Annotated in this window: 22 protein-coding genes; 8 read left to right on the forward strand and 14 right to left on the reverse strand. The window is 31.9% G+C overall.

What is annotated here, in order from left to right; all coding sequences use genetic code 11:
- Positions 1-463 precede the first annotated feature (463 nt).
- From thrS to rplT, 4 genes are all read left to right on the forward strand, one after another.
- Positions 464-2,404, forward strand: coding sequence for a threonine--tRNA ligase (thrS, locus tag GFJ99_RS08335; RefSeq protein ID WP_153208328.1), 1,941 nt, complete (start codon positions 464-466; stop codon positions 2,402-2,404).
- Positions 2,405-2,432: 28 nt separating this feature from the next.
- A complete protein-coding gene (gene infC / locus GFJ99_RS08340; protein ID WP_083792195.1) occupies positions 2,433-2,981 on the forward strand; it encodes a translation initiation factor IF-3 in 549 nt (182 codons plus the stop codon).
- Positions 2,982-3,083: 102 nt separating this feature from the next.
- Entirely contained in the window at positions 3,084-3,281 is a 198-nt protein-coding gene (rpmI, locus tag GFJ99_RS08345) for a 50S ribosomal protein L35 (protein WP_008256922.1), read from the forward strand.
- 126 nt (positions 3,282-3,407) lie between these two features.
- Positions 3,408-3,752, forward strand: coding sequence for a 50S ribosomal protein L20 (rplT, locus tag GFJ99_RS08350; protein WP_133610711.1), 345 nt, complete (start codon positions 3,408-3,410; stop codon positions 3,750-3,752).
- 133 nt (positions 3,753-3,885) lie between these two features.
- Here rplT and GFJ99_RS08355 read toward each other — a convergent pair whose 3' ends face one another.
- Positions 3,886-4,251, reverse strand: coding sequence for a hypothetical protein (locus GFJ99_RS08355; RefSeq protein WP_153208329.1), 366 nt, complete (start codon positions 4,249-4,251; stop codon positions 3,886-3,888).
- 160 nt (positions 4,252-4,411) lie between these two features.
- The gene (locus GFJ99_RS08360) at positions 4,412-4,819 is read right to left on the reverse strand and encodes a hypothetical protein (RefSeq protein WP_153208330.1); all 408 of its coding nucleotides are present in this window, start codon (positions 4,817-4,819) and stop codon (positions 4,412-4,414) included.
- A gap of 133 nt (positions 4,820-4,952) precedes the next feature.
- Here GFJ99_RS08360 and rlmF point away from each other — a divergent pair, with 133 nt between their 5' ends.
- Positions 4,953-5,861, forward strand: a complete 909-nt coding sequence (gene rlmF, locus GFJ99_RS08365) for a 23S rRNA (adenine(1618)-N(6))-methyltransferase RlmF (RefSeq protein WP_153208331.1) — start codon at positions 4,953-4,955, stop codon at positions 5,859-5,861.
- A 227-nt stretch (positions 5,862-6,088) separates the two neighbouring features.
- Here the strand turns inward: rlmF and GFJ99_RS08370 are convergent, their stop codons facing one another.
- Both GFJ99_RS08370 and GFJ99_RS08375 read right to left on the reverse strand, forming a co-directional pair.
- The gene (locus GFJ99_RS08370) at positions 6,089-6,934 is read right to left on the reverse strand and encodes an isoaspartyl peptidase/L-asparaginase (RefSeq protein WP_153208332.1); all 846 of its coding nucleotides are present in this window, start codon (positions 6,932-6,934) and stop codon (positions 6,089-6,091) included.
- Positions 6,935-7,022: 88 nt separating this feature from the next.
- The gene (locus GFJ99_RS08375; protein WP_153208333.1) at positions 7,023-7,895 is read right to left on the reverse strand and encodes a cyanophycinase; all 873 of its coding nucleotides are present in this window, start codon (positions 7,893-7,895) and stop codon (positions 7,023-7,025) included.
- Between the two features lie 224 nt (positions 7,896-8,119).
- Here GFJ99_RS08375 and cphA point away from each other — a divergent pair, with 224 nt between their 5' ends.
- Both cphA and GFJ99_RS08385 read left to right on the forward strand, forming a co-directional pair.
- The gene (cphA, locus tag GFJ99_RS08380) at positions 8,120-10,738 is read left to right on the forward strand and encodes a cyanophycin synthetase (RefSeq protein ID WP_008256908.1); all 2,619 of its coding nucleotides are present in this window, start codon (positions 8,120-8,122) and stop codon (positions 10,736-10,738) included.
- Between the two features lie 84 nt (positions 10,739-10,822).
- Positions 10,823-11,287 carry a DUF1569 domain-containing protein gene (locus GFJ99_RS08385; RefSeq protein ID WP_153208334.1) on the forward strand — a complete coding sequence of 155 codons (465 nt, stop codon included), beginning with the start codon at positions 10,823-10,825 and terminating at the stop codon, positions 11,285-11,287.
- Here GFJ99_RS08385 and GFJ99_RS08390 read toward each other — a convergent pair.
- The 10 genes from GFJ99_RS08390 to tgt form a co-directional block, all read right to left on the reverse strand.
- Entirely contained in the window at positions 11,284-12,561 is a 1,278-nt protein-coding gene (locus GFJ99_RS08390) for an asparagine synthetase B (RefSeq protein ID WP_153208335.1), read from the reverse strand. The two genes, GFJ99_RS08385 and GFJ99_RS08390, sit on opposite strands and share 4 nt — an antisense overlap.
- A 342-nt stretch (positions 12,562-12,903) precedes the next feature.
- Entirely contained in the window at positions 12,904-13,590 is a 687-nt protein-coding gene (locus GFJ99_RS08395) for a response regulator transcription factor (RefSeq protein ID WP_153208336.1), read from the reverse strand.
- Positions 13,590-14,384 (reverse strand): sensor histidine kinase, encoded by a 795-nt coding sequence (locus GFJ99_RS08400; protein WP_153208337.1) that lies wholly within the window; start codon positions 14,382-14,384, stop codon positions 13,590-13,592. The genes GFJ99_RS08395 and GFJ99_RS08400 overlap by 1 nt, the downstream gene beginning before the upstream one ends.
- The gene (locus GFJ99_RS08405; RefSeq protein WP_153208338.1) at positions 14,371-14,634 is read right to left on the reverse strand and encodes a hypothetical protein; all 264 of its coding nucleotides are present in this window, start codon (positions 14,632-14,634) and stop codon (positions 14,371-14,373) included. Before GFJ99_RS08405 ends, GFJ99_RS08400 begins: the two co-directional genes overlap by 14 nt.
- A 371-nt stretch (positions 14,635-15,005) precedes the next feature.
- A complete protein-coding gene (locus GFJ99_RS08410; RefSeq protein WP_153208339.1) occupies positions 15,006-15,314 on the reverse strand; it encodes a hypothetical protein in 309 nt (102 codons plus the stop codon).
- Between the two features lie 94 nt (positions 15,315-15,408).
- Complete coding sequence (dnaB, locus tag GFJ99_RS08415) at positions 15,409-16,956, reverse strand: replicative DNA helicase (RefSeq protein WP_008256903.1); 1,548 nt, start codon at positions 16,954-16,956, stop codon at positions 15,409-15,411.
- 142 nt (positions 16,957-17,098) lie between these two features.
- Positions 17,099-18,052, reverse strand: coding sequence for an acetyl-CoA carboxylase carboxyltransferase subunit alpha (locus tag GFJ99_RS08420; RefSeq protein WP_008256901.1), 954 nt, complete (start codon positions 18,050-18,052; stop codon positions 17,099-17,101).
- 74 nt (positions 18,053-18,126) lie between these two features.
- Positions 18,127-19,011: a DMT family transporter gene (locus tag GFJ99_RS08425; RefSeq protein WP_153208340.1), complete on the reverse strand. Its 885-nt coding sequence runs from the start codon at positions 19,009-19,011 to the stop codon at positions 18,127-18,129.
- Positions 18,998-20,086, reverse strand: a complete 1,089-nt coding sequence (locus GFJ99_RS08430) for an LptF/LptG family permease (protein ID WP_153208341.1) — start codon at positions 20,084-20,086, stop codon at positions 18,998-19,000. Before GFJ99_RS08430 ends, GFJ99_RS08425 begins: the two co-directional genes overlap by 14 nt.
- A 9-nt stretch (positions 20,087-20,095) precedes the next feature.
- Positions 20,096-21,226 carry a tRNA guanosine(34) transglycosylase Tgt gene (gene tgt / locus GFJ99_RS08435; protein WP_008256892.1) on the reverse strand — a complete coding sequence of 377 codons (1,131 nt, stop codon included), beginning with the start codon at positions 21,224-21,226 and terminating at the stop codon, positions 20,096-20,098.
- Positions 21,227-21,518: 292 nt separating this feature from the next.
- On the opposite strand from tgt, the gene GFJ99_RS08440 reads away from it, so the two are divergent.
- Positions 21,519-22,430, forward strand: coding sequence for a transketolase (locus GFJ99_RS08440; protein WP_255473858.1), 912 nt, complete (start codon positions 21,519-21,521; stop codon positions 22,428-22,430).
- Position 22,431 lies beyond the last annotated feature (1 nt).

Below are 22,431 nucleotides of genomic sequence, written 5' to 3' on the forward strand. Positions count from 1 at the left end.
TATGGTTTTAGGTTGTGTGAAGTTGTACACAGAGATTCACCGAGTTTTTTTTTATATGGATTGTGTTGAATGAGATACACAGAGTCCGAAGCGTCGGACCGAAGTTTCGGTCCGAAGTGTCGGACGTTGCACTTGTTGGAATTGGGGGTATGGCTTAACTGCGGAATTAAAGAACAAAGGCAAGGGCAAGGGCAAGAACAAGTTTTACTAGCGTTACGAGTCGTGGCGATAGTCATCTGGAATACCTAACGTCTTTAATAGCCCCGATGGAAGTGGAAATCTTTTTTTACCTTGTTTCGACTTCGCTCAACTTGACAAGGTAAAAAAAATTATAACGGACAGCGGGACTAAAAGTTTTATGGAATGCAGAATGTGTGCTACTAATCTTTTTTAACAATATAACTATATATATATTGTATGGATTTTATTAATGCTTATATTTGCAACTTATAAATTTTAAAAAATGATAAAAGTTACTTTACCCGACGGGTCGGTTAAGGAGATGGTAAAAGGAGCCACTCCAATGGATGTTGCTAAAAGTATTAGCGAAGGATTAGCTAGAAATGTGATTTCTGCATCTTACAATGGCACTACTATTGAAACAACCACGACTTTAACGACGGACGGTACACTTGTTTTATATACTTGGAATGATGTTGCTGGAAAAAAAGCTTTTTGGCATTCAACATCTCACGTAATGGCGCAAGCTTTAGAAGAATTATTCCCTGGAATTAAACTTACACTAGGTCCTGCTATTGATAATGGATTTTATTATGATGTAGATTTTGGTGAGCAAAGAATTACAGATGCTGACTTTAAGAAAATAGAAGACCGTGTTTTAGAAATTTCGAGAGAGAAACATGAGTTTAAAATGCGTCCGGTTTCAAAGGCAGAAGCTTTAGAAGTTTATAAAGATAATGAGTATAAAACGGAATTGATTTCGAATTTAGAAGACGGAACGATTACCTTTTGTGATCATGCTAACTTTTTTGATTTATGCCGTGGTGGTCATATTCCGAATACAGGTATTATCAAAGCGATGAAAATTTTATCGGTTGCTGGTGCTTACTGGAGAGGTGATGAAAAGAATAAACAGTTAACTCGTGTTTACGGAATTTCGTTTCCAAAACAAAAAGACCTAACAGATTATTTAGAATTATTAGAAGAAGCAAAACGTAGAGATCATAGAAAGTTAGGAAAAGAATTGGATTTATTCCATTTTTCTCCAAAAGTAGGTCAAGGTTTACCGTTATGGTTGCCAAAAGGTGCTGCTTTGCGCGATAGATTAGAGCAATTCTTGAAAAAAGCACAGAAGAAAGCAGGTTACGAACAAGTGATTACTCCTCATATTGGAATGAAAGACTTGTATGTTACTTCTGGACACTATGCTAAATATGGAGCAGATAGTTTTCAACCTATTCAGACACCTGCTGAAGGAGAAGAATTCTTGTTAAAACCAATGAACTGTCCTCATCACTGTGAAATTTACAATGCGAGACCTTGGTCATATAAAGATTTACCAAAACGTTATGCTGAATTTGGAACGGTTTATCGTTATGAGCAATCGGGAGAATTACATGGTTTAACTCGTGTTAGAGGATTTACTCAAGATGATGCGCATATTTTTTGTACACCTGATCAATTAGATACTGAGTTTAAAAATGTAATTGATTTAGTATTGTATGTTTTTGGTTCGTTAGGATTTGAAAACTTTACAGCACAAGTTTCAGTTCGTGATTTAGATAATCCGGATAAATATATAGGTAGCGTTGAAAACTGGGAAAAAGCAGAAAATGCAATTATTAGTGCAGCGAAAGACAAAGGATTGAATTATGTAATAGAAGCTGGTGAAGCCGCTTTCTACGGTCCGAAATTAGACTTCATGGTTAAAGATGCTTTAGGCAGAAGTTGGCAATTAGGAACAATTCAAGTAGATTACAACTTACCAGAGCGTTTTGAATTAACTTATAAAGGATCTGACGACAAATTACATAGACCTGTAATGATTCACCGAGCGCCTTTTGGTTCGATGGAACGTTTTATCGCTATTTTATTGGAACACACTGCAGGAAATTTCCCAATTTGGTTGATGCCAGAACAGGCTATAATCTTGTCTTTGAGTGAGAAATATGAAAATTATGCGAAAAAAGTTTTAGATTTGCTAGAAAATCACGAAATTCGCGCCCTAATTGACAACCGAAATGAAACAATCGGGAAGAAAATTAGAGAAGCGGAGATGAACAAATACCCGTTTATGCTGATTGTTGGCGAGGAAGAAGAGAAAAACGGAACGATTTCTGTGAGACAACGCGGACAAGAAGGAAAAGGAAATATATCGGTTACTATTGAGCAATTTGCGGCAATGATAAACGAAGAAATAAACAAAACATTAAAACAATTTTAAGTTTAACTAAAATTTTACAGCCATAGCAATTAGAAACAACAGAGGTTTTCAACCTCGCGAAGAGAAAAAAGCAGCACACCGTATCAACAATTTGATTCGTGTTCCTGAAGTACGTTTAGTAGGCGAAAATATTGAGCCTGGAGTATACAAAATAGCGGAAGCCCTTCGTTTTGCTGAAGAGCAGGAAGTAGATTTGGTAGAGATTTCTCCAAATGCTGAACCACCGGTTTGTAAGTTGATGGATTATGGTAAATTTTTGTACCAACAAAAGAAGAGAGATAAAGAACTTAAAGCTAAATCAACTCAAATCGTTGTAAAAGAGATTCGTTTTGGACCTCAAACTGATGAGCATGATTATGAATTTAAGAAAAAGAATGCCCTTAAATTTTTACAAGATGGTGCTAAATTAAAAGCATTTGTATTCTTTAAAGGACGTTCTATTATTTACAAAGAGCAAGGACAAATTTTGTTATTACGTTTGGCTCAAGAATTGGAAGAGTTTGGAAAAGTAGAAGCGATGCCAGTTTTAGAAGGAAAACGTATGATTATGTATATTGCTCCGAAAAAGAAAAAGTAAGCAGTTAGCAGTCGCAGTATTCAGTAATTACTCTGTAAACTGAAAACCGAGACTGAAAACTAAAAAATAATAAGTAAGATAGATTATAAATACAGGAAGAAAATGCCTAAAATGAAAACGAAATCTAGTGCTAAGAAACGATTCAAAGTTACTGGTTCTGGAAAGATCAAAAGAAAACACGCTTTTAAAAGTCACATTTTGACTAAAAAATCTAAAAAGCGTAAATTAGCTTTAACTCACTCTGGTTTGGTTCACAAAACAGATGAAAGAAGCATTAAACAACAATTAAACATTATTTAATTAGTTGTTTGGTTAAAACAATTTAGTAACCCTGGAGTGGGCTGAACGAAGTACGAAGTATGAAATACAAAGTACGAAGTTTAAAAGTGTTGAAAAACCGCCTTACTGCAAAAAACATTTAAAATTATGCCAAGAGCAACCAATTCAGTAGCTACAAAAGCTAGAAAAAAAAGAGTATTAAAACAAGCCAAAGGTTTCTTTGGAAGACGTAAAAACGTTTGGACTGTAGCTAAAAACGCGGTAGAAAAAGCAATGTGCTATGCTTACCGTGATAGAAAACAAAACAAAAGAAATTTCCGTGCTTTATGGATTACGCGTATCAATGCTGGTGCACGTTTACATGGTATGAGTTATTCTCAATTTATGGGGAAAGCAAAAGCTAACAATATCGAATTGAACCGTAAAGTTCTTGCTGATTTAGCTATGAATCACCCAGCTGCTTTCACAGCTATCGTTAACAAAATTAAATAATTACGTCTAACTCAGTTTATCTTACTTATATATTAAACCCCGATAAAAATCGGGGTTTTTTATTTGTAGTATGTTTGAATTGTGGGCAAGGAATGCAATTCCGCGCTAGCGGGTAGCAAACGGCTGTTAGTAATCAGTTTTTATTAACTTTTGCGAAATAATAACCAAGGTCTTTTACTACATACAAACGAGGTTCTCCCCAAAACATAGGTCGATAAATAGTTAACTCAAAGCCAGCGTTTCCTAATTCGTATTGATATGTTAATTCTAAATCGGAGCCACTTATTTCATAAGTTCCTTCCCCCCATGTATCACTTTCAAATTTTCCATCATCATTTAATGTCAATTTATCATTTAGATTTGGCCCTTCTGCTACTGCAGATGGAAAATGATAAATATAAGTTCCAGAAATAAATCGCGGTGTATAAATGTTATCATATGCTAATGATAAAGCAATAAATAAAACTATTAATATAATTATAATATTTCTACGATTCATAAATAAAATTGTTGCAAACGCTGATTTGGCTTTCTTTCAGAGGCATTGAACCAACACCAAGCCATTACAAAAATAACAAAACTTTCCATTAAGTTGAGGATTATCCGTAGGAAAATCCAAAAGTAGCCATTGAAGAAAACCGCTGTTGTGGCACGTTTTTTTACTTAAAATCTCTTTCGGTTAAAATAATTTTATATTCAACTTCATTCATTTTGAGAATTCCACTATTCAGAATTTTAAATTCCCAATTAATTCTGTCAAATATGTTTTTATTTAAAACTTCCTTCTCCTTTGTTACAATTATTGTGTCAATTCCTTCAAGAAAATCAACTCCTTTGTCTTTAGCAGTTCCAATTTCTCCATATTCCACAATAAGTAATTCTGAGTTAGGTTTTAATTCTACTGTTTTAATAGAGTCTTTATCAGATATATTTCTATTTCCATATTTTAATATTGATTCAACTTTAATATTCGATTCAGTTCTGTTTTCTACAACGAATCTATTTACAACGCCAGGGTCGCAAGAAGTGAATATTATTAAAATTAGAATTAAGATTAATCTTTTCATTCAGTTTTTCTAAAATGTGCTACAACTCGTTTATACCCTCAAATATATACAACTTTTTAATTATTCTGTAGTAAAAACCTTCTTTACTTTTATTCCTCAGAATTCAATACCTTTACACTTTAAAAATAATACTTTGAATACAACCAAAACCATCACTGGCTTTCATCCGAAAAACAAACACCACGGCAATTACGATTTTAAAACTTTAATTGCAGCTAATCCTGATTTAGCGCCGTTTGTTGCGGTAAATGAATTTGGAACAGAAACGATTGATTTTGCGAATCCAGATGCAGTGAAAATGTTGAACAAAGCGTTGTTGTTGCATTTTTATGGTTTGAAAAATTGGGATATTCCAAAAGGATTTCTTTGTCCGCCTATTCCAGGACGAGCAGAATACATTCATCAAGTAGCCGATATTTTAGAAGATACCTACGGAACGATTCAAACCAAGCATAAAATTCGCATTTTAGATATCGGAATTGGTGCGAATTGCATTTATCCAATTATTGGTGTATCAGAATATGATTGGCGCTTTGTGGGTAGCGAAATTGATAAACAAGCTTTTGAAGCGGCTCAAGAAAATATTAATTCAAATCAGAAATTAAAAGAAAACGTTACGTTGCGATTACAAACTTCAAAGCGTAATATCTTTAAAAATATCATTCTTCCAGACGATAAATTTGATATTACGATTTGTAATCCACCATTTCATACTTCAAAGGAAGAAGCAAATAAAGGCACGATTCGTAAAAATAAAAACTTAGGCATCGAAGATTCTAAAAAACCAACATTGAACTTTGGTGGCGTAAACTCAGAACTTTGGTGTGAAGGTGGTGAACTAACGTTCATCAGTAATATGATTTATGAAAGTGTGCATTTTAAAGCGCAATGCAAATGGTTTTCTTCTTTAGTTTCTAAAAAGGATAACTTGAAACCCTTGCTTTCGCATCTTAGAAAAGTAAAAGCAACCTACCAAATTACAGAAATGAAACACGGAAACAAAGTAAGTAGAATTTTGTTTTGGACGTTTTTGAAAGAATGATGGGTGAAGGGTGAAGGGTGTTTTTAGTTCTCGATACATTTTGTATTTATAAATCTAAGGATTTACAAATACAAAACACTCGAAGTGACGGAAGTGGGATTTGGTCATAAAGTTAAATGATATTTTTTGTCATTCCGAACTTGTTTCGGAATCTATCTTGAGAAACTGAAATCGAAGATTCAACGAAGTTAAACGAGTTCAGCTTGACAAATATCAAGACAAATTTATTATTCAAAAACCTCTTCTTTCTCTCCATCAAAGCTGGCAAAAACCATACTTGGATGCGAATCTTGATGAAAGATATTTCCTTGTTTATCAATTCCGATGGCTCCTGCGAAACCATCATAAGGTTTTAATTCAGCAAAAGTTTTTTCGAAGGCTTTTTCTATTTCAAATCCGTCGGTAACTCTAGTAACAATTTTTGCTGCTGTGGCGTTACTTACGATGTCTTCTCCTACTCCTGTTAAGCTTACTCCACAAAATTCATTAGCATAATTTCCTGCTACGGTTGCCGAATCTGAGATTCTTCCTGGAATTTCAAATCCTTTTCCACCGGTTGAAGTCGCTACTGCAATTTTTCCGTTATTGTCTAAAGCTACACAACCTACAGTTCCCGTTCCTAATGAGTCTAATTTGGCTTCATATTCGGCTCTTCTTTGTGGAATTTCAGTTGAAAAAGGTTCAAATCCGTGTTTTCTGGCAAAATTTGTGGCTCCGCTTCCTCCTAAAATTCGGTCATCGACTTGCATTAAAACTTGTGCGACTTGAATTGGATTTTTTACTTCTTCAATATTGATAACACCGCTCATTTTTTGCGATTCGCCATCCATTAAAGAAGCACTCATTCTAATCTTACCATCGGATTGAATTTGCGAACCAATTCCAGCATTGAACAATTCATCGTCTTCCAATTGTGAAACCGCATACACCACCGTTTCTAATGCCGAATGATTTTGCAAATACGCATACGAATCTTTCACAATACGTAAAAGAGCTTGTTGTTTTGCGATTTTTGTTTCTATATTGGTTGATGATTCTGAGAAAAATCCGCCGTGAATTATAATTTTAGACATAACAGTATATTAAAAAAGGAACACAGATTAGAGAAATTGCATGAATCATAAAAATTTCTATAATCTGTGTTCCAAAAAAATTTGAAAATTAAACGTATTGCGACGAATGAATCGTCATTTTATGAGTATCTAAATCAAATCGATCAAACTGGCTCATTACGTGTGTCACCAAATGATTGATAGAAATAGGTTGACCTAATTCTACTTGTGTTAAATTGGTGTCTTTTACTTCTCTTCCATCTACTAAAATTACTAATCCAGAACCAATCGCTTCCATTTGACGACCATTTGTAATTAACAAACCTGTATCTTCACCAAGTCCAACTCCTAGTACTTTTGGATTACCAACAACTGCTTGAAATAAACGTCCAATTCTTCCTCTTTTTACAAAATGAGTATCTATAACAACATCATCAATTAAACCTAAACCAGAAGTTATTTTTACTTCACCTTTAAGTAGAGCTTCAGAACTACTCCCTTGATAAATCATGTTATTTGAAGCTGCTGCAGCACCTGCAGATGTTCCTGCGTAGATAAAATCAGAATTTCTATATTTATCAATTAGAATTTCATCAAATGGAGTTCCTCCTAAAATTGAAGTTAATCGTAACTGATCTCCACCCGTAAACATAACAACATCAGCTGCCTTTAGACGTTCTAAAATTTCAGGATCACTAGCTTGTTCTCTTTTTTCAATATAAAGAACATCTGTATTATTTGCTCCTAAATAGCTAAATGCTTTTATATACTCAGGACCTATTTCTCTAGGAATTACAGAAGCAGTCGTAATAACCTCAATTCGAGATTGTTCCTTATGTTTAGATTCGTTAATGATTCGTTTTAAAATTCCAGTTTCAAAGAAATTTAAATTCTTTGAAGGATCTTTATCTAAGTTGGTTTCAGTAAAACTTCCTTTATCTACAGCACCACCTATAATTATTAATTTTCCTTGTATTTCCATGCTGTAAAAATAACTATTTCTTAATACTACACAAATGAAATTTAAGGAAAGAAATAAAACTTATTGCATACTTTTCAACAAAATTAAAGTAGCTCACCAAATTTCGTATCAAAATATTTAACACTATATATTTTATTTTTTTTTATAAAAAAAGATAACTATTTAATAATATTTTCTATTTTTAACAAAATCATTATCCATTTAAAATACAACTTTCAATTTTTATGAAAATATTAAAAATTCAAGCCTTAAAAGGTCCTAACATTTGGAGTGTTCAAAGAAAAAAATTAATTCAGATGCGATTAGACTTGGAAGAAATGGAGCAATCTCCAACCAATAAAATCGAAGGCTTTAGAGAGCGTATTGAAACTATGTTTCCAACTATGATAGAGCATAGATGCTCTGAAGGATGTAGAGGAGGGTTCTTTTCTCGTGTAGACAGAGGCACTTGGATGGGACATGTAATTGAGCATATTGCATTGGAAATCCAAACCTTAGCCGGAATGGAAACTGGGTTTGGAAGAACTAGGGAGACTAAAACACCTGGAATTTATAATGTTGTTTTTAGTTACACCGAAGAAAATGTAGGGATGTTTGCAGCGGAAAGTGCTGTTGCAATAGCTGAAGCTTTAATTTTAGGAGCTCCATATGATGTAGAAGCTGATATTCAGAAAATGCGTGAAATTCGTGAACGTGTTCGATTAGGCCCTTCAACTGGAAGCATAGTAGAAGAAGCGGTTGCAAGAGATATTCCTTGGATTAGACTAGGAACAAATTCGTTAGTACAACTGGGTTACGGTGTTAACCAAATGCGGTTTCAAGCTACTATAACTTGTAAAACAAGTAACATTGCTGTTGATATTGCATGCAATAAAGAAGAAACCAAACGTATGTTAGAATTAGCCTCTATTCCTGTGGCTAGTGGAGGTATTTGTGTTGATGAAGAAGATTTAGAAGATGTAATTAAGAAAATTGGATATCCAATTGTAATTAAACCTTTAGATGGAAACCACGGTAAAGGCGCTTCTATAAATGTTAAAAATTGGGATGATGCAGTTGCTGGATTGGCATATGCTAAAAATTATAGCCGACGAGTAATTGTTGAAAAATTTATTACAGGTTATGATTTCCGTGTGTTGATTATTGATAATAAACTAGTAGCTGCTGCAAAAAGAGAGCCTGCTCATGTTAAAGGGGATGGAACACATACGATTGAGCAATTAATTGAAGAAACAAATAAAGATCCGAGAAGAGGTTACGGACATGAAAATGTGCTTACCCAAATTGACGTTGATCGAGATACCACCGATTTATTAGAAAAATTAGGCTATACATTAGAAACGATTCCAAGAAAAGACGAAGTAGTGTATTTAAAATCAACTGCCAACTTAAGTACCGGAGGAACTTCTGTAGATGTTACTGATATGATGCACCCAGAAAATATTTTTCTTTGCGAGCGAATTTCTCGTGTTATTGGGCTAGATATTTGTGGTGTTGATATAATGGCAGAAAACCTAACTCAACCATTAAAAGAAAATGGAGGTTGTATTTTAGAAGTTAACGCTGCGCCTGGATTTAGAATGCATTTAGCTCCTTCTGAAGGGTTACCAAGAAATGTGGCTGCTCCAGTAATTGATATGTTGTATCCACCAGGTAAACCAAGTCGTATTCCAATTATTGCAGTTACTGGAACAAACGGAAAAACTACCACTACCCGATTAATTGCTCATATTGTAAAAAACAACGGATTCAAAGTTGGTTTTACAACATCTGATGGAATTTATGTGCAAAATCACATGATGGAAAAAGGAGATACAACCGGACCTATTTCTGCAGAATATATTTTAAAAGATCCAACTGTAGAATTTGCAGTGTTAGAAACTGCAAGAGGCGGAATACTTAGATCTGGATTAGGTTTTAGCCGATGCGATATTGGAATTATAACTAACATTCAAGAAGATCATTTAGGTATAAGTGATATTAATACTTTAGAAGATTTAGCACGAGTAAAAGCTACAGTTGTAAAAAGTATTAAAAAAGATGGTTGGGCTATTTTGAATGCAGAAGACGAAAACTGTTTAAAAATTGCACAAGACTTAAATTGTAATATTGCTTATTTTAGTTTAGAAGAAAACACACCAATAGTAAAACAACTAGCAAAAGAAGGTAAAATTGTAGCTGTTTATGAAAATGGGTTTATTACGATAAAAAAAGGCGAATGGAAAATTCGAATTGAAAGAGCCACACATGTTCCGTTAACGCTTGGAGGAAAAGCAAAATTTATGATTGCAAATGTTTTAGCTGCCACTTTAGCGGCTTATTTGCAAGGATTTAAAACGGATGATATTAGTTTATCGTTACAAACTTTTATCCCTAGTGCCGCACAAACACCTGGAAGAATGAATATTTTTGAATTTAAAAAATTCAAAGTATTAATTGATTTTGCTCATAATCCAGCAGGATATCGAGGTGTTGAAGAGTATTTATCTTCTGTAGAAGCTACCAAAAAAATAGGAATTATAGCAGGAGTTGGTGACCGAAGAGATGAAGACATTAAAGAATGTGCTACTATTGCTGCTCGAATGTTTGACCACATAATTATTCGTCAAGAAAAACATTTACGAGGAAGAACAGAAGAAGAAATTAACAATCTTATTTTAGAAGGAATTGCTGCTAGTGGCAAAACAGTAACGCATGAAATTATTACTAAAGAAGTTGAAGCATTAAAACACGCAATTAATAGTGCAGAAGACGGAAGTTTTATTACCGCTTTAAGTGATGTTATTACCAATGCTATTGATGTTGTTCAGGAATATTTAGACAAAGAAAACGAAGAAGCGTAATAAAAGTTAATTATCAAATATAAATCCCAAATTCTGAAAATGTTTTTGGGATTTTTTATATTTTTAAATCATTAAAACTATTATATGCAAAACTTACACCATTTAATTAATCAATTAGAATCAAAAATAATACATTTTAAAACTACTAATCTTGCGATTTCTGAAGGAAGTGTGGGTTGGCATATTGAACACAGTTTAAAAACGATAGATCAAATTGTTACGGGTTGTAAAAATTCAAATCCGGTAAATTACATATGGCGTTTTAACTTTAAACGTTTTTTAATAATGGGAATTGTTAAAAAAATCCCGAGAGGAAAAGCGAAAGCTCCTAAAATTGTTAGACCTGATGGAGCTATTTCATCAGATTCATTGCAATTAAGTTTACAAAAAGTAAAAGAAAATCTTATCAATTGGAATCAATTAGAAAAAAATGCACATTTTTCACATCCCTTTTTTGGCGATTTAAATAAAAAAGAGACAGAAGATTTTTTAGTATTACACACGAAACATCATTTGATGATTATTGATGATGTTTTGAAGTTAAATTAAGTTTTCAACTTCTTTTTTCTTGCAGCAGGAAATAATACATTATTTAAAATTAAACGATAACCTGGCGAATTAGGATGTAAATCTAAAACGGTTGGCGCATCTCCTACTCTATGTTGATAATCTTCTGGATCATGGCCACCGTAAAATGTAAACATTCCTTTCCCTTTTGTTCCATGAATATAACGTGCTTCTCCATTAATTTTACATTCACCCATAATTAAAACGTTTGATTTGATTTTCTCTGAATCAAAAGCCGTAGTTTGTCCCATGAATCCTTTTACTAATTGGGTGTGATTTTGACATAACATAGTCGGAATTGGATCCCATTTTGCAGAATATTCCATTAAAGTAAAATAATCTTTATCCATTACAAAAGCTCCTTTACCGTGTTCATCTGTAGTATCGATATCAGAAAATTCATATACAATTGGATTTCTTTCTAACTTATAATCTTTAAAAGCAAAGGTACTTGTATAATCTATTCGGGTTTGATAATTGGCTTCTGAATCATCTCCATCAAACATTGGTTCACAAATATCAACTCCTTCTGCAGAAAGCGCAATATCAAAACTATCTGTTGCAGAACACATCGCAAACATAAATCCGCCTCCAATTACAAAATCTCGTATTTTTTTGGCAACTTCCAATTTTTCTTCTGATACTTTACTGTAGCCTAATTTTTTAGCCAATGCTTCAGCTTCTCCTTTTTGTTGAATATACCAAGGTGTATTTCTATAATTTCCAAAAAACTTACCATATTGACCTGTAAAATCTTCATGATGTAAGTGTAACCAATCATATAATAACAACTGATCAGACAACACTTCTTCATCGTAAATCTCTGTATATGGAATTTCTGCATAGGTAAGTACCATTGTTACAGCATCATCCCATGGTTGTTTGCCTTTTGGAGTATATACTGCAATTTTAGGTGATTTTTCTAAAACAACCGTTTCCATGTTTTGAGAAGGCGAACTGATATCTTCTAAAATAGAATTTGTTGTAGCATCTGATAACACTTCAAAAGTTACACCTCTAATTTGACATTCTTTTCTTATTTCAGGAGCATCGGGCAATAAAAATGAACCACCTCTATAATTTAAAAGCCAACTAACTTTATAACTTTTTTCTAAAGCCCAATACGTAATTCCATACGCTTTTAAGTGATTTTGTTGCCCTTCAGCTTCCATTGGAAGTAAAACAAATGAAGCTCTACTCGAAAATGAGCATAGAAAAAACAAGACAAGATATAGACTAAAGGCTTTAGATTTCATGGTTTAATGATATAATTGACTAATTTAAAACATTTCTAGCAAATAACATTTATTGAAATGTTAAAGTACTACCCCCGTAAAAATACCTGCTTACCCCCGTAAAAATACTTGGTTTAAAAATCAGGTATTTATACTCTTACACAAGATATTTATTTGGTTTAGATTTGACTTGTATTTAAATAAAGAAAATATGAACACAGATAATAGCAATATGTCGTTATTAAATTCTAAAGAAATGAAAATATTAAAAAAAATTGGATATATAGTACTTGGAATAACTATTCTTGTGTACTTTGTTTTAGTATTTCAATTCTATAGAAATTATTAATATATAAAAATATATTATGATTCTATATTATCATTTGAATCTTCTAACGATATGATTTTATTTTGAATTGCAAATATGACAAGACCTGCCATATTTTTTGAATTTGTCTTTAATAAAAGGTTGTTTCTATGACCATCAACTGTTCTTGTGCTTAAACTAAGCATTTCGGCAATTTCAATAGAACTATATTGTTTACAAATTAAACTTAACACCTCTTTTTCTCTTTCGGTTAAAAAATCTTCATCTAAAACCGTTTTAGAAGCTGCATTAGAAATCATATTTTGGTGGATTACTTCCATTACAATTTCGTTATAATAAAATCCTTTTTGCGCCACTTCGTTTACCGTTTTAACCATTTCCAATGGTGAAGCATTTTTTACTAAATAAGAAGCTGCACCTACATTAATCATGTTAGCAATAAATGATTTGGTGTTATAACTTGTTAATGCAATAATTCGGATTCCTGGAAAATCTTTATGAATTAATTTGGTGGCTTCAACTCCGTTTAAAAGTGGCATTTTCAAATCTATCATAATAATTTCTGGGAGTTCTTTTCCGCTTTTTAGATGATCTACTAATTCACTTCCGTTTGAGGCTTCAAATATAATTTCAATATTAGGTTCACGTTGTAGTAAGAATGCTATTCCTTTTCGGAATAATTCTTCATCATCAGCTAAAATTATTTTAATTTTATTTTTCATTAATTGAAATTAAATACCATTTTTACTCCTTCATTTGGTTTTGAAGTAAAGCTGAAATTTCCTTGTAAAAAGTAAATTCTACTTTCTATGTTCTTCATTCCTAATCCTTTTTGATTTTTACTCATACTATTATCAAAACCAATTCCATTATCACTATAGATACAGGTTTTTTTATTTTCGAAATTAGTAAATTGAATTGAAACTTTAGTAGCTTTTCCGTGGCGAATTGAATTATTTAATAATTCTTGAAGAATACGAAATATATGTAGATGCTTTTCAACCAGATAGCTTTCGAAATGTATGTTATTTTCGTATGTAACTTCAACAAATTTTGTACTATTATATTCTTCTACTAGTTCTTCTATACCTGCATGTAAGCCGAATTTTTCTAAAACAGGTGGCAATAGATCATGAGCAATTCTTCTAGAATTTTCAATTGCTTTTTGAGTTAATTCAATTACGTTATTTATAATAACCGATTGTTCTTCCTCTGTTAAATTTTCTGATTTTAATAAATAACTATTTAATGATACAACATTTAATTTTGAACTTATTTCATCATGTAAATCTTGGGCAATTCTATTCCGTTCTTCTTCTTGAGTACTTAAAACAGAATTTATTAACTCTTTTTGATGTTCAATTTCTAAATTTTTCTTATTAACTTCTATTTGAACTATTTTCTTTCTTGAAAAATAAAAAAACAAAATCAACACCAAAAACATGGATAAAAAAGCCAATAGTATAAAAAATACTACATTAATAATCTCATTATTTTCAATATTAATATTGTTCATTTTTATTAAAAAAAATTAGTTTCCATTGATAAAAGAAAAATCCGAATTTAATGTACTGAAGAATAATATTAGTATTTATCATAGTTGAATTAAATTCTTCCATTTTAAAAACATCTATTAATTTAAACAATAAAAATATAAAAGTACTTGTAAACAAATAAAATAATAATCCAATATTAGCAACATAAAATACTGGTTTCTCTCCTAAACTATTATACAAATGCATACTTGAATAAACTATTAAAGGCATTGTAGTTAAGTACGTTTCTAAAAGACTGTATTCAAAAAATAAACTAGTATTAATAACAAATCGTAATATTAAAAAAACAGGTAAAATAATTAAAAGGATATAAATTGTAAGTAATTGTTTTTTTGTTTTTAATAAATGAGAATAAAAATAACTTAGAATTACAAACTGAAACAAATCGTAGAAATGAGCTGTAAAAACGTTATAAATTTTAAACCATATCCAGAGTTTAGATGCAATAAAATCTATGAACAAAACTCCGGCTAAATAAATTGAAAAAATTTTATAGGCTTTATCATACTTGAAAAAACCTATAAAATAAAGCAAACATAAAATTGCAGATGTTAAGAATAAGTACTTAGGTTCTAACAAAATTATGGATTAAATATTGGACTAGTAGTGTCACAAAATGTTGGACAAGGACATGTTCTATCATATATTAAATGATTATCATCAATTAAATCTTTACCGTTAGAATCTACCCCAACAAAAATTAATTTTTGTGTTCCCGATTCGTCAACTCCCATATAAGCTCTCACATCAACAACTCCTTCAGTTGCTAATAATTCTGTCAAGGCTTCTCCTGTAATTAAATGACCTTTTGCTAAATCTTTTGGCGGATTTGTTCTCCATGATTTTACCCATTTTTTTGCTTCGTTTAAGCTAATTGTAAATTTTGACATGTTTTATATTTTGTAGATTAGAATATAAATATAGTAATAAAAAAAATAAAAAAAACAGGCAAATTGCCTGTTTTTTTTATTTTTTTAAAGTTTTTTAAAATGGAACATCTGAATCGTCGTCAAAAGAATTCATAGTACTTCCGAAAGCCTCGTTTGGTGTTGGAAGATTAGGTGTTATAAAAGGATTTGAATCGTCTAAATTCATCTTAGAAGGCAATTCGTCAAATGGAGAACTAAAATCATCTAAGTTTTCGAACTTTCCTAAGTTTCCAACGAACTTTAAGCGGATTTCATCTAAACCACCATTTCTGTGTTTTGCAACGATAAATTCAGCCTGACCTTGTGTAGGCGAGCGTTCTTCATCATCCCACTCATCAATTTTGTAATATTCTGGTCGGTAAATAAACGATACAATATCGGCATCTTGCTCAATTGCACCCGATTCACGAAGGTCGGAAAGTAAAGGTCTTTTACTAGAACCACGTGTTTCCACAGCACGCGATAACTGAGATAATGCAATAACTGGAACGTTTAATTCTTTTGCTAATGCTTTAAGGTTTCGGGAAATAGTTGAAATTTCTTGCTCACGATTTCCACCGCCTTTTCCATTTCCACCCGCTGTCATTAATTGTAAATAATCAACTACAATCATTTTGATTCCATATTGCGATGAAAGCCTTCTTGCTTTTGCACGTAAATCAAAAATGGATAGCGATGGTGTATCATCAATATATAAAGGTGCTTTTTCTAAGTTTTTTACTTTGATAGAAAGTTGCTCCCATTCGTGTTTTTCTAATTTTCCGGTTCTTAATTTTTCTGATGATAATCCGGTTTCAGAAGAAATTAAACGGGTTATTAACTGAACAGACGACATCTCTAATGAGAACAAAGCCACTGGATGATTATAATCAACTGCCATATTTCGAGCCATTGAAAGTACAAAAGCGGTTTTACCCATACCCGGACGAGCTGCAATAATAATTAAATCGGATGGTTGCCAACCCGAAGTTAATTTATCTAAGTTATGGAATCCTGTTGCAATTCCACTCAAGCCTTCTTTTCCTGCAATTTCTTCAATACGCTTTTTAGCTTGAATTACTAAACTTTGAGCTGTTTCTGAACTACGCTTAATATTTCCTTGCGTTACTTCATACAGTTTTGATTCCGCTTTATCTAATAAATCAAATACATCGGTAGCATCATCATAAGATTCTTCAATAATTTCACTTGAAATTTTTATCAAACTTCTTTGAATAAATTTTTGCAGAATAATACGCGAGTGAAACTCAATATGCGCCGATGAAGATATCTTTTGAGTTAATTGAATTAAGTAAAAATCGCCACCCGAAAGTTCTAGTTTTCCGTTTTTCTTTAATTGTGCTGAAACCGTTAATAAGTCAACCGGTTGTGTTTCATTGAAAAGTTGCACAATAGCTTCAAAAATATGCTTATGTGCTTCTTTATAAAAGGCATCAGGTTGTAAAATATCAATTACCTCATCTACCCCTTTTTTATCAATCATCATGGCACCAAGTACTGCTTCTTCAAGGTCTAACGCTTGAGGAGGTAGTTTTCCTTTTTCCAAATTGATAATAGTAGTTTTATCTACTTTTATTGGGTTCATATTTCTGACATTTTCCATATTGCGAAGTTAACCAAATTTTACAAAAAAACGTTTTGAGTTCTTAATAACGAACTGTTAATAACTTGAAATTATTGTTAATAAGCCAAAAAAAATCCGAAACTAATAGCTCCGGATTTAATATATTTTAGATTTACATCGGTTATTCTTTGAATTCACCCATATTACTATATTTATCCATTCGCTGAGCAACTAATTCTTTTGTTGATAAATCTTTTAATTCGTTAAAAGCTTTTGTTACAAATTCAGCTACAGTTTTAAAAGTAGTTTCTTTATCGTAATGAGCTCCACCTAGAGGTTCTGGTATAATATCATCAATTAACTTTTGCTTTTTCATATCAATTGAAGTTAATTTTAATGCTTCTGCAGCTTGCTCTTTGTACTCCCAACTTCTCCATAAAATAGACGAACAAGATTCTGGAGAAATTACAGAATACCAAGTGTTTTCTAACATGTATACTCTGTTACCTACTCCAATTCCTAATGCTCCACCTGAAGCTCCTTCTCCAATAATTATAGAAATAATAGGTGTTTTTAAACGAGCCATTTCAAAAATATTTCTTGCAATAGCTTCACCTTGTCCTCTTTCTTCTGCTTCTAAACCTGGATAAGCGCCTGGAGTATCTATTAATGTTAAAACGGGAATATTAAACTTTTCAGCCATTTTCATTAAACGAAGTGCCTTTCTATATCCTTCTGGATTTGCCATCCCAAAGTTTCTATATTGGCGCATTTTAGTATTTACTCCTTTTTGCTGACCAATAATCATAAATGATTGTCCGTTGATTTGACCTAATCCACCAATCATGGCTTTATCATCTTTGAAATTTCTGTCTCCAAAAAGTTCTAAAAATGTCCCTTTAGTTAGATTTTGAATATATTCTAATGTATACGGACGATTTGGATGACGTGATAATTGAACACGTTGCCAAGCCGTAAGGTTTTTATATATTTTCTTCTTAGTGTCTTCTAATTTCTTCTCAATTTGCTTGCAAGTATTAGATACATCGACATCTGATTCTTGACCAATAATTTGACATTTATCTAATTGGTCTTCAAGCTCTTTTATTGGTAATTCAAAATCTAAATATTCCATAATCGGTTTATTTGGGTTTGTGTTTGTTGTGACAAAGATAAAATTTTCAATTAACTTTAATAAACTAATCTTAATTAGTTGTTACTTTTTTTGTAACTTTTTACAATTCCGTTAGCAATTACAGTAGCTAAAATTAGTAAAGCCCCTATATAAAACAAAGGAGACATTTCTTCTCCATCTTTAAAAATTAGCAAGGCTAAAATAATTCCGTATATAGGTTCTAAATTTATAGTTAACATTACGGTAAACGGACTTAAAAATTTCATCACTTTTACAGATGCTGAAAAAGCATAAGCAGTGCAAATTGATGACAATAAAAATAACCAAATTAAATCGTTACTAGAAAGTGTAAAAAAGGCTGGTGTAAAACTTCCTGCAAAAAACAAGTAGATACTTAAAAAGAAAACACCACTTGATAATTCATATAATGAAATAATATTCGGATTATATTCTTTAGCATATTTTCCGTTAATAACTGAGAAAAGAGCTGATAAAAAAGCTGAAGTAATAGCTAAATATATTCCAGTTGCATATTTAGTTTCTACTTTAAAAATAATGCCTAATCCTACTACAACAATAAGTCCAAAAAGTAATTCATACCAAATAACTTTTCGTTTATAAAATATAGGTTCTAAGATAGAAGCAAAAAAAGCTCCAGTAGACAAACATGCTAATGTTATCGATACATTTGAAACTTTTATAGCTTGATAAAAAGTAAGCCAATGTGCCGCAATAATAATTCCTGAAACAATAAAACCTTTTAAAACATTAAATGGTACTTTAATTTTTTCTTTAGAAAGCATTACAACAATCGTCATGATTGCTGAAGCAAAAAGCATTCGATACCAAACCAAATCTAAAGCTTCTAATGAAATTAGTTTTCCAAGAATGGCTGTAAATCCCCAAATAAATACAATTACATGAAGATGTAAATAACTTTTTAAATTATCGTTTTGCATTGCGAAGTAAATAAGCAGCTAAAATTCCGAAAACAATATTTGGAAACCATACGGCTAAAAATGGAGGAATACTCGATTTTTCTGCTAAAGTTCCGAAAACTTTATCGAAGAAGATAAAAGTAAAGGCGATAACAATTCCAATTGCTAAATTTATTCCCATTCCTCCTCTGCGTTTCATTGAAGAAACCGCAACTGCTATAATGGTTAAAATAAAAGCGGAAATTGGCAAACTAAATTTCTTATAAAAAACTACCAAGTACGTATTTATGTTTCCGTTTCCACGAGCTCTTTCTTTATTAATAAAAGAATTTAATTGTCCAATAGTCATGGTTTCTGCAACATAAACAACTGGAGTTAAATCATCGGGTTCAAAATTATAAGACAAATCAATTTTATCTAAAATTTCAATTTTATCATTATCAATACCTACAATTCTTTTATTGTATCCAAATAACGTATATTTTTTAGTTTTTTCACTATACCTTATTCTGTTTGCTGTTACTTTTTCTACTAATTTATTATCAATAATTTTTTCAAACGTAAAATTAAATCCAGTTTGCGATAAATAATTATAATTACTTACATAGATATTTTCTTCAATTTTACCTTCTTTTTTAATTTGTCTAAAAATATCTGATGTTTCTCTTGTTTGAGAATTCCCTTTTAAGTTTTGATATCTAAAATCGTTAAAACCTTTACTTGCTTGCGGAACTAAAAAAAATCCCATTAATAAAGCAAAAATAGATACAATTACTGCACCATATATAAAAGGTCTTAGGAATCTTGCAAACGAAATTCCTGAACTCAAAATTGCAATAATTTCAGTATTATTTGCTAATTTAGAGGTAAACCAAATGATAGATAAAAATAGAAATATAGGAAATAATAGATTGGCAAAATAGACAGTAAAATCGCCATAATAGACTAAAATATCTGTCAATGGGATTTTCTTCTCAATCATTTTATTCACTTTTTCCGAAACGTCAATCGTAATTCCTATCGGAATAAACATAATCAACATCACCGAAAAAGTAACCAAATAACGTTTTAAAATATATTTGTCTATTATTTTCATTTTCTGAATTTATAATCGTTGACTCATTTGAATCACCATTTTATCTTTCCATTCTCTGAATGTTCCTGCGATAATTTGCCTTCTTGCTTCGCGAACCAACCACATGTAAAATCCTAAATTATGAATGGTTGCAATTTGTTTTCCTAAAAATTCATTTGCAGCAAATAAGTGTCTTAAATATGCTTTTGAATATTCGGTATCCACCCAAGTGTGTCCCATTTCATCAATTGGAGAAAAATCGTCTTCCCACTTCTTATTTTTAATATTTATAGATCCGTAAGCGGTAAATAACATTCCATTTCTGGCATTACGAGTTGGCATAACGCAATCGAACATATCAATTCCTAACGCAATATTTTCTAAAATATTGATAGGCGTTCCCACACCCATTAAATACCTTGGCTTGTCTTCTGGAAGAATTGCGGTAACAATTTCGGTCATTGCGTACATTTCTTCTGCAGGTTCTCCTACAGAAAGTCCGCCAATAGCATTTCCTTGTGCACCAGCATTAGCAATATATTCTGCCGATTGTTCTCGTAAATCTTTATAGGTACTTCCTTGAACAATAGGGAAAAACGTTTGTTCGTAACCGTATTTAAATGGTAATTTTTCTAAATGATTGATACATCTATCTAACCAACGGTGCGTCATGTGCATTGAACGTTTTGCATAACGATAATCACACGGATAAGGTGTACATTCATCAAAAGCCATAATAATATCGGCTCCAATAGTTCTTTGAATTTCCATTACATTTTCTGGCGAAAAGAAATGATACGAACCATCAATATGCGATTTGAATTTCACCCCTTCTTCTTTAATTTTTCTCCTTCCGGATAAAGAATACACTTGATATCCACCAGAATCGGTTAAGATATTTCTATCCCAATTCATGAATTTATGCAAACCTCCAGCGGCTTCTAAAATTTTGGTTTGAGGTCTTAAATATAAATGATAGGTATTACCTAATATAATATCTGGATTAATATCTTCTCTTAGCTCGCGCTGGTGTACTCCTTTTACAGAAGCCACGGTTCCTACGGGCATAAAAATTGGGGTTTCAATAACACCGTGATCAGTAGTTATTTTTCCAGCTCTGGCTTTACTTTTTGGGTCTTTGGTAATTAAATCAAACTTCATATTGTGCTTTTACGAAACGCAAAGATAAATTAATTTCAATTGTAGTTTTAGAATTTAGGATAAAATTAGAAAAATCAAATTCAAGTTCAAGTTCAAGTTCAAATTCAAGTTTAAAAATCAAATTATACTCAATACAACCAAACTCCCATCACCCATTACCCATCACCCATTACCCATCACCCATTACCCATTACCCATTACCCATTACCCATCACCCATCACCCTTCATCCATCATCCATCACCCATCATCCATCTTCCATCAAAAAACAATTCTTAATAACTTCTAACAAAATGATTTGTACCACCAAAAAAATAAAATTACTTTTGCATTCAATTAACACATATATATCTTTTATAATGTCTAACACGCAACAACTACAAGATTTTACAACACAAGTTCGAAGAGATATTCTTCGTATGGTTCATGCCGTAAACTCAGGTCATCCAGGAGGTTCTTTGGGATGTGCTGAATTTTTGGTTACCCTTTACCAAGACGTTATGAAACGTAACGAAGGTTTTGATATGAACGGAATTGGTGAGGATTTATTCTTCTTATCAAACGGACATATTTCTCCCGTTTTTTATAGTGTTTTAGCTAGAAGCGGTTACTTTCCAGTAGCAGAATTAGCAACATTCAGAAAATTAAATTCAAGATTACAAGGTCACCCAACAACTCATGAAGGGTTACCTGGAATTAGAATGGCATCTGGTTCATTAGGACAAGGAATGTCAGTTGCAATTGGTGCAGCTCAAGCTAAAAAATTAAACAACGATTCTAATTTAGTTTTTGCTCTTTTAGGTGATGGTGAATTACAAGAAGGACAAAACTGGGAAGCTATCATGTATGCTTCTGCAAAAAAAGTAGATAACTTAATTGCCACTATTGATTTAAACGGAAAACAAATTGATGGAACTACAGATGAAGTTCTTAATATGGGAAGCGTAAAAGCAAAGTTTGAAGCTTTTGATTGGATTGTTTTAGAAATTGCTCAAGGAAACAATATTGATGCTATAAAAGCTGGTTTGGCTGATGCAAAATCAAAATCAGGTAACGGAAAACCAGTTTGTATTTTATTACACACTGAAATGGGTAATGGTGTAGATTTTATGATGCACACACACGCTTGGCACGGAAAAGCACCAAATGATGAGCAATTAGCAAAAGCGTTAGAACAAAATGTTGAAACTTTAGGAGATTACTAGA

Source organism: Flavobacterium sp. LMO6 (assembly GCF_009495795.1).
In the GTDB taxonomy this organism is placed as follows: domain Bacteria; phylum Bacteroidota; class Bacteroidia; order Flavobacteriales; family Flavobacteriaceae; genus Flavobacterium.

Bases quoted from the DNA above. Each gene is read 5' to 3' on its own strand.
- GFJ99_RS08405 (WP_153208338.1), bottom strand. From the start codon at position 14,634: ATGCCTTTAATAGTTTATTCAAGTATGCATTTGTATAATAGTTTAGGA.
- GFJ99_RS08410 (WP_153208339.1), bottom strand. From the start codon at position 15,314: ATGTCAAAATTTACAATTAGCTTAAACGAAGCAAAAAAATGGGTAAAA.
- GFJ99_RS08385 (WP_153208334.1), top strand. From the start codon at position 10,823: ATGCAAAACTTACACCATTTAATTAATCAATTAGAATCAAAAATAATA.
- dnaB (WP_008256903.1), bottom strand. From the start codon at position 16,956: ATGGAAAATGTCAGAAATATGAACCCAATAAAAGTAGATAAAACTACT.
- GFJ99_RS08420 (WP_008256901.1), bottom strand. From the start codon at position 18,052: ATGGAATATTTAGATTTTGAATTACCAATAAAAGAGCTTGAAGACCAA.
- GFJ99_RS08375 (WP_153208333.1), bottom strand. From the start codon at position 7,895: ATGGAAATACAAGGAAAATTAATAATTATAGGTGGTGCTGTAGATAAA.
- GFJ99_RS08425 (WP_153208340.1), bottom strand. From the start codon at position 19,011: ATGCAAAACGATAATTTAAAAAGTTATTTACATCTTCATGTAATTGTA.
- rpmI (WP_008256922.1), top strand. From the start codon at position 3,084: ATGCCTAAAATGAAAACGAAATCTAGTGCTAAGAAACGATTCAAAGTT.
- GFJ99_RS08355 (WP_153208329.1), bottom strand. From the start codon at position 4,251: ATGAATCGTAGAAATATTATAATTATATTAATAGTTTTATTTATTGCT.
- GFJ99_RS08430 (WP_153208341.1), bottom strand. From the start codon at position 20,086: ATGAAAATAATAGACAAATATATTTTAAAACGTTATTTGGTTACTTTT.
- GFJ99_RS08395 (WP_153208336.1), bottom strand. From the start codon at position 13,590: ATGAAAAATAAAATTAAAATAATTTTAGCTGATGATGAAGAATTATTC.
- GFJ99_RS08370 (WP_153208332.1), bottom strand. From the start codon at position 6,934: ATGTCTAAAATTATAATTCACGGCGGATTTTTCTCAGAATCATCAACC.
- thrS (WP_153208328.1), top strand. From the start codon at position 464: ATGATAAAAGTTACTTTACCCGACGGGTCGGTTAAGGAGATGGTAAAA.
- GFJ99_RS08440 (WP_255473858.1), top strand. From the start codon at position 21,519: ATGATTTGTACCACCAAAAAAATAAAATTACTTTTGCATTCAATTAAC.
- GFJ99_RS08360 (WP_153208330.1), bottom strand. From the start codon at position 4,819: ATGAAAAGATTAATCTTAATTCTAATTTTAATAATATTCACTTCTTGC.
- rplT (WP_133610711.1), top strand. From the start codon at position 3,408: ATGCCAAGAGCAACCAATTCAGTAGCTACAAAAGCTAGAAAAAAAAGA.
- tgt (WP_008256892.1), bottom strand. From the start codon at position 21,226: ATGAAGTTTGATTTAATTACCAAAGACCCAAAAAGTAAAGCCAGAGCT.
- GFJ99_RS08400 (WP_153208337.1), bottom strand. From the start codon at position 14,384: ATGAACAATATTAATATTGAAAATAATGAGATTATTAATGTAGTATTT.
- GFJ99_RS08390 (WP_153208335.1), bottom strand. From the start codon at position 12,561: ATGAAATCTAAAGCCTTTAGTCTATATCTTGTCTTGTTTTTTCTATGC.
- cphA (WP_008256908.1), top strand. From the start codon at position 8,120: ATGAAAATATTAAAAATTCAAGCCTTAAAAGGTCCTAACATTTGGAGT.